Source organism: Actinocrinis sp. (assembly GCF_035650855.1).
In the GTDB taxonomy this organism is placed as follows: domain Bacteria; phylum Actinomycetota; class Actinomycetes; order Streptomycetales; family Catenulisporaceae; genus Actinocrinis.
The window spans coordinates 1-6,299 of the sequence record NZ_DASRGV010000118.1; the positions used below are offsets into that span (position 1 = coordinate 1).

6 protein-coding genes and 1 pseudogene are annotated in these 6,299 nt (G+C 70.5%); 6 read left to right on the forward strand and 1 reads right to left on the reverse strand.

Annotation, left to right across the window (positions count from 1 at the left end; translation table 11 throughout):
- Positions 1-794, reverse strand: a 794-nt coding sequence (locus tag VFB40_RS09445; RefSeq protein WP_324849001.1) for an MFS transporter, incomplete at its 3' end; no start/stop codon positions are given.
- Positions 795-982: 188 nt separating this feature from the next.
- Between VFB40_RS09445 and VFB40_RS09450 the strand changes: the two genes are divergently transcribed.
- The 6 genes and pseudogenes from VFB40_RS09450 to VFB40_RS09475 form a co-directional block, all read left to right on the forward strand.
- Positions 983-1,612 (forward strand): TetR/AcrR family transcriptional regulator, encoded by a 630-nt coding sequence (locus VFB40_RS09450; RefSeq protein WP_324849003.1) that lies wholly within the window; start codon positions 983-985, stop codon positions 1,610-1,612.
- A 47-nt stretch (positions 1,613-1,659) separates the two neighbouring features.
- Positions 1,660-2,082: a DUF948 domain-containing protein gene (locus tag VFB40_RS09455; RefSeq protein WP_324841614.1), complete on the forward strand. Its 423-nt coding sequence runs from the start codon at positions 1,660-1,662 to the stop codon at positions 2,080-2,082.
- A gap of 11 nt (positions 2,083-2,093) precedes the next feature.
- Entirely contained in the window at positions 2,094-2,357 is a 264-nt protein-coding gene (locus tag VFB40_RS09460; RefSeq protein ID WP_324849005.1) for a hypothetical protein, read from the forward strand.
- 221 nt (positions 2,358-2,578) lie between these two features.
- Positions 2,579-5,251, forward strand: coding sequence for an alanine--tRNA ligase (gene alaS, locus VFB40_RS09465; protein ID WP_324849007.1), 2,673 nt, complete (start codon positions 2,579-2,581; stop codon positions 5,249-5,251).
- A 229-nt stretch (positions 5,252-5,480) separates the two neighbouring features.
- A complete protein-coding gene (gene ruvX / locus VFB40_RS09470) occupies positions 5,481-5,975 on the forward strand; it encodes a Holliday junction resolvase RuvX (protein ID WP_324849009.1) in 495 nt (164 codons plus the stop codon).
- Positions 5,972-6,299, forward strand: a pseudogene (locus VFB40_RS09475) (hypothetical protein); the annotation flags it as partial. The gene ruvX and the pseudogene VFB40_RS09475, both read left to right, overlap by 4 nt.

Genomic DNA, 6,299 nt, shown 5'->3' on the forward strand with positions numbered 1-6,299 from the left:
AAAGTGAGCATGCCGAGCGGCCGAGGTATCGCGCCGTGTATGAAGCCGCCGATCATCGAGGCCCCGCACCACACGATGATGGTCACTCCGGCCCACTGCACCTGCCCGTGCGCGCGCAGCACCGCGACGATCGAGACGTCGGTCCCGGACAGCACGACCGTCGCGGCCACGGCGACGAACAGCACCAGCGCGAAGCCCGGCCCGAACCAGCTGCGCCGCGCGGGCCGCAGGCCGGCCGCGGCCGCCGCGTCGGGCCCGGTGACCCGCGGGTTGTACGCCCACATCACAGCTGCGGCGAAGGCCAGCGCCAGGCCGAGCGCGCGCAGGGTGGATATCCCGTCGCCCAGCTGCGTGATCAGGAGCACGGCGAGCGCCGGGCCGACCATGAAGGCGATCTCCACGGCCATCGAGTCCAGCGAATACGCCTGACGGCGCTGCTCCCGCGGCACCCTGGCGGCCAGCGACTGCCGCACCAGCGGCATGATCGGCACCTGCAGCATCCCGCCGAGCACCGCCGCCGGGATGAGCGCGGCGAACGGCAGCATCGGCGCCGTGGTCCAGAACGCCAGCGCCGCGACGCCGGTCACCCCGAGCACCGGCCGCGGCCCGCGCCGGTCCACCACCCGCCCGAGCAGCGGGGAGCCCACCGCGAGTCCGACCGTGAACGCGGCACTGGCCGCGCCGGCCGCTCCGTACCCGAGATGGCGGTCCAGCACGACGCTCAGCGTGAGCGCGGTGCTGGTCGCCGTCCCCGGTATCCGGGCGATCAGCGCGACGAGCATGAACAGTCGCATCCCCGGGATTCGGAGGACGGAGCGGTAAGGGGCCAGGTGCATGACGGTCGACTACCTCCAAGAGGATGTTCCCAGATGCCACCGACAACCAACAGCGCGATTCCGCCGCCGACCCACCGCGCGATTTGACAACAAGCGTTGGCCAACGAAGATGGACATCACTAAGCGCACCTGACCGAGGAGCCCCGATGACCGTGCCGGACCGCCGCTTCACCGATCGCTCGGCCCCGGCCCGCGCCGCGATCCTGGCCGCGGCCCGCTCGCGCTTCGCCGCCGACGGGTACGACAAGGCGACCATCAGAGCGATCGCCGCGGAGGCCGGCATCGATGCCTCCATGGTCATCCGCTACTACGGCAGCAAAGCAGAGCTCTTCGAAGCCAGCTCCGCCATCGACCTCGCGCTGCGCGAGACGGTCCCGACGCACGAGGGCCCCGAGCGCCTCGCCGAGGAGTACGGCCACGCGTTCATGGCCCGCTGGGAGAGCGGCACCAACGAGGTCGAGCAGCTGCTGATCCGCACGGCGCTCACGCACCAGGACGCCGTCGGCCAGATTCAACGGATCTTCGACGAGCAGATCAAGCCGCCGATCCTCGCCGTCCTCGGCGACGACCCCGACGCGGAACTGCGCGCCGCGCTGGTCATGACCCAGACCTTCGGACTGGCGATCTGCCGCTACCTGCTAGGACTCGACCCGATCGCGTCGGCCGACCCGGCCACGCTGGAACGCGCCATCCGCGATTCCATCCGCACGCACCTGACCCGATCCATGCGCGATGACGCCGACGAGCCGTTGCACGAGCCGGTCACCGAGCCCTGAGCCCGAAACACGATAGTGTCTGCGCCGACGGGCAACAGGGCGAAGGGATGGATCCCAAGGTGTCGGCAGGAGCAGTCGTCGGGCTGGTATTCGCGATCTTCTTCGCGATCGGGGTCATCTTCCTGTGCTTCGTCCTGCTGCGGCTCGCCGAGGTGCTCAAAGAGGCCGGGAAGCTGGTGGCCGGGATCGCCGACCAGACCGTGCCGCTGCTCGGCGAGGTGACCACCACCGTGGTCACCGCCAACCAGCAGCTCGGGCGGGTCGACACCATCACCGAGAACGTCGCCAACCTCTCCGGCAACGCCTCCGCGCTCGCCTCGACCTTCTCGGCGACGGTCGGCGGCCCGATGATCAAGGCGGCGGCCTTCTCCTACGGCGTGCGCACCGCGCTGGCCAACCGCCGCAAGGCCGACGTGGAGAAGCGGGTTCGCGCCGAGATCAAGGCCGAGCGCAAGGCCAAGAAGGGCTAAGGGCAGCAGCGATGGGCAAGCGGGTGTTCTGGATCGCGCTCGGCGCGACCGCCGGCGTCCTGGTCGTCAGGAAGGCGTCCAAGGCGCTGCACAAATTCACCCCGTCCGGGATCGCCGACGGCGCGGCCGGGCTGCCCGGGGCGATCGGCGGGGCGTTCCAGGATTTCGCCGACGATGTGCGTACCGCGGCCGCCGAGCGGGAGTTCGAGCTGTACCGGGTGCTCGGCGTGGACGTGGCCGATCCTTCCGAGGGCGACAAGAAGCTCCCGCGGTAGCAACGCGCACGCTGCCGGAGGAACCGCATCTGCTGCGGTGTATACCCTGCGAGGGGATATATGGGACTGGCCTGGGTCCGCTTCCTGAGACAATGGCATCCGTGCCCGGCCGCGCAGCCGGGCACACGCGCCCCGCGCAGCGAGCGCTCCCGTATGAAAGCCAGGGCGCGTTACCGAACTGATCGACCGACAGACCGACCGTTCCGAGAGGCACAGGACCGATGGACTCCGCAGAAATCCGCCGTCGCTGGCTCGACTTCTTCGTCAAGCGCGGACACGCCGAGATCCCCTCTGCCTCGCTGATCGCCGCTGACCCGACGCTGCTGCTGGTCAACGCGGGCATGGTGCCGTTCAAGCCGTACTTCCTCGGCCAGGAGGCCCCGCCCGCGCCGCGCGCCACGTCCGTGCAGAAGTGCGTGCGCACCCTCGACATCGACGAGGTCGGCAAGACCACCCGGCACGCGTCCTTCTTCCAGATGTGCGGCAACTTCTCCTTCGGCGACTACTTCAAGGAAGGCGCCATCAGCTACGCCTGGGAGCTGATGACGAGCTCCGTCGAGGCGGGCGGCTACGGCCTGGACGGCGACCGGATCTGGGCCACCGTCTACCTCGACGACGACGAGGCCTACGGCATCTGGCACGACAAGATCGGGATCCCGGCCGAGCGCATCCAGCGGCTCGGCATGGAGGAGAACTTCTGGTCCATGGGCGTGCCCGGCCCCTGCGGACCCTGCTCGGAGCTGAACTACGACCGCGGTCCCGCGTACGGCGAGGCAGGCGGACCAGCCGTCAACGGCGAGCGGTACCTCGAGGTCTGGAACCTCGTCTTCATGCAGTACGAGCGCGGCGCGGGCACCGGCAAGACGGACTTCCCGATCCTCGGCGACCTGCCCTCGAAGAACATCGACACCGGTCTCGGCCTCGAGCGGCTCGCCTCGATCCTGCAGGGCGTTGACAACCTCTACGAGATCGACACCTCGCGCACGATCATGGACAAGGCCGCGCAGCTGACCGGCGTCGTCTATGGCAAGGACCACAAGTCGGACGTCGCGCTGCGCGTTATCACCGACCATGTGCGTGCCGCGACGATGCTTATCGGCGACGGTGTGGTCCCGGGCAACGAAGGACGCGGATACGTGCTGCGCCGCATGATGCGCCGCGCGATCCGCAACATGCGCCTTCTGGGCGCGCACCAGGCCACCGTGCACGACCTGGTCGCCTCGGCGGTCGACGCGATGGGCCCGCAGTACCCCGAGCTGGTCTCCGACTACAAGCGCATCGACGCGGTCGCGGTCGGCGAGGAGGAGTCCTTCCTGCAGACCCTCAAGACCGGCACGAACATCTTCGACACCGCGGTCAGCGCGACCAAGGGCGAGGGCCGCAAGCAGCTGGCCGCCGCGGACGCGTTCCAGCTGCACGACACCTTCGGCTTCCCGATCGACCTCACCCTCGAGATGGCGGCCGAGCAGGGCCTGACCGTGGACGAGGACGGCTTCCGCCGGCTGATGTCCGAGCAGAAAGCCCGGGCGAAGGCGGACGCGAAGGCGAAGAAGACCGGGCACTCGGACCTGTCGGCCTACCGCGAGCTCTACGACGCCACGGGCGCGCCCGAGTTCACCGGCTACGGCGAGACCACCAGCGAGGGCAGCGTGCGCGGCCTGCTGCGCGGCGGCTCGGTGGCGGCCGAGGCGGGCACCGGCGAGGAGATCGAGCTGGTCCTCGACCGCACCCCGTTCTACGCCGAGGGCGGCGGCCAGCTCGCCGACCACGGCCTGATCCGGCTCGGCAACGGCGCGCTGGTCGAGGTGCTCGACGTGCAGAAGCCGGTCGGCGACCTCATCGTGCACCGCGCGGTGGTGCGCGACGGCGAGGTCGTCGTCGGGCAGCCGGCCGAGGCGGTCGTCGATGTGACGCGCCGTCACGCGATCTCCCGCGCCCACACGGCGACGCACATGGTGCACCGCGCCTTCCGGCAGTTGCTCGGCGAGACCGCTACGCAGGCGGGTTCTGAGAACGCGCCGGGCCGCTTCCGCTTCGACTTCGCGCACCCGCAGGCCGTACCGCAGTCCGTGCTCGCGGACGCGGAGCAGTTGGTCAACGCGGTGCTTGTCGACGACCTCGCGGTTACCGCACAGATCATGTCGCAGCCCGAGGCGAAGGCTATGGGCGCGATGGCGCTGTTCGGCGAGAAGTACGGCGACCGGGTACGCGTCGTGTCCGTAGGGGACTGGGCGCACGAGCTGTGCGGTGGCACACATGTGCCGAACACCGGGCGCCTCGGCCTCGTGAAGCTTCTGCATGAATCCTCCATCGGCGCGGGTGTTCGCCGCGTCGAGGCGCTCGTCGGCGCGGACGCGTACAACTTCCTCGCCCGCGAGCACGTGCTGCTCGCGCAGGTCTCCGAGCTGGTCAAGACCCGGCCGGAGGAGCTGCCCGAGCGCATCGCGGGCATCGTCGCCAAGCTGCGCGACGCGGAGAAGGAGATCGCGGCGCTCAAGGCCGGACAGGTGCTCGCGGTCGCGGGCGAACTGGCCGGGAACCCGCTGGACGTCCACGGCGTCGCTTTCGTGGCGCACCGCGCGCCGGACGGCACCTCCGCGGACGACCTGCGCAAGCTCGCCTTCGACGTGCGCGGACGGCTCGGCTCCCGGCCCGCGGTGGTCGCGCTCGCGGCCGCGGCGAACGGGCGCCCGGTGGTCCTGGTGGCGACCAACGAGGCGGCGCGGGAGCATGGCCTGAAGGCCGGGGCCCTGGCCAAGACCGCCGCGCAGGCGCTCGGCGGCGGAGGCGGCGGCAAGGACGACGTCGCGCAGGGCGGCGGCACCGACGTCGGCGCGCTCGACGCGGCGCTCGAAGCAGTCCGCGTGCAGGTCGCGGCGGCCGGTCCGGCATAAGCCGCTCCGGCCGGCAGCCGGCAGCCGGCGGCCGGCCCACGGTCCGGTCTCAGTGGCCGAAACAGAACCGGGGCGAATTGAACCAGAACGACCGGCCGTACGTCCTGGACGGTCGGCGCACCAGGATCGCGATACCGTGCTGGACTGGGACACACCGGCCCGGCGCGGCATCCCGCGGTCGGTGTGCCGCGGCAGCGAGGCGACGCGCGCCTGGGCGATAGGGAGAACGGTGAGAGCGGGCAGACGGCTCGGCATCGACGTCGGAGCGGTCCGGATCGGAGTGTCGGTCTGCGACCGCGACGGACTGTTGGCCACGCCGGTCGAGACGGTCAAGGCGGGAGAGGGCGACCTCGCCCGCCTCGCGGCGCTGGCCGCCGAGCACGAGGTCGTCGAAGCCGTGGTCGGACTGCCCCGGTCACTGTCCGGAAGCGAAGGGCCCGCGGCCGTGAAGGCCCGCGAGTTCGCCGGCCGGCTCGCGCGGACAATTCGCCCGATTCCCGTGCGGCTCGTCGATGAGAGGTTGACAACCGTCACCGCGACCCGTGGACTACGCGAGTCGGGAGTTCGCGGTCGCCGTAGCCGCGCCGTGGTCGATCAGGCCGCGGCGGTGGTGATCCTGCAGGACGCGCTCGACGCCGAGCGGGCCTCCGGGCGTCCGCCCGGTCAGCTGTCCGTGGTTGACGACGGCGCGCCCCACGCCCCGGTTAAGGAGTTCGAGGCTTGAGCGACGACGGTTGGTACGGCGATCCGCAGGAACCGGCTCCTACTCCCGGTTACGGACAGAGCCGGGGACGCCGCGCAGCGTACGGGCACGAAGAGCAGTCGGGACAGTCCGGACAGTACCCGCAGCAGGCCGGGCAGTCGGGTGGGTACCCGCAGGACCCGTACCAGTCGGATCAGTACTCGCAGGGCTACTCCTCGCAACCGCAGCAGCCGTATTACGACGAACTCGGCCCGCGCTCGACGCCCCCGCAGAGCTGGAGCTCTTCGCAGCAACAGGGTTACTCGGAACAGCAGTCATATCAGCAGTCGTCATACCAGCAGCCCT

Bases quoted from the DNA above. Each gene is read 5' to 3' on its own strand.
- VFB40_RS09450 (WP_324849003.1), top strand. From the start codon at position 983: ATGACCGTGCCGGACCGCCGCTTCACCGATCGCTCGGCCCCGGCCCGC.
- VFB40_RS09455 (WP_324841614.1), top strand. From the start codon at position 1,660: ATGGATCCCAAGGTGTCGGCAGGAGCAGTCGTCGGGCTGGTATTCGCG.
- VFB40_RS09460 (WP_324849005.1), top strand. From the start codon at position 2,094: ATGGGCAAGCGGGTGTTCTGGATCGCGCTCGGCGCGACCGCCGGCGTC.
- alaS (WP_324849007.1), top strand. From the start codon at position 2,579: ATGGACTCCGCAGAAATCCGCCGTCGCTGGCTCGACTTCTTCGTCAAG.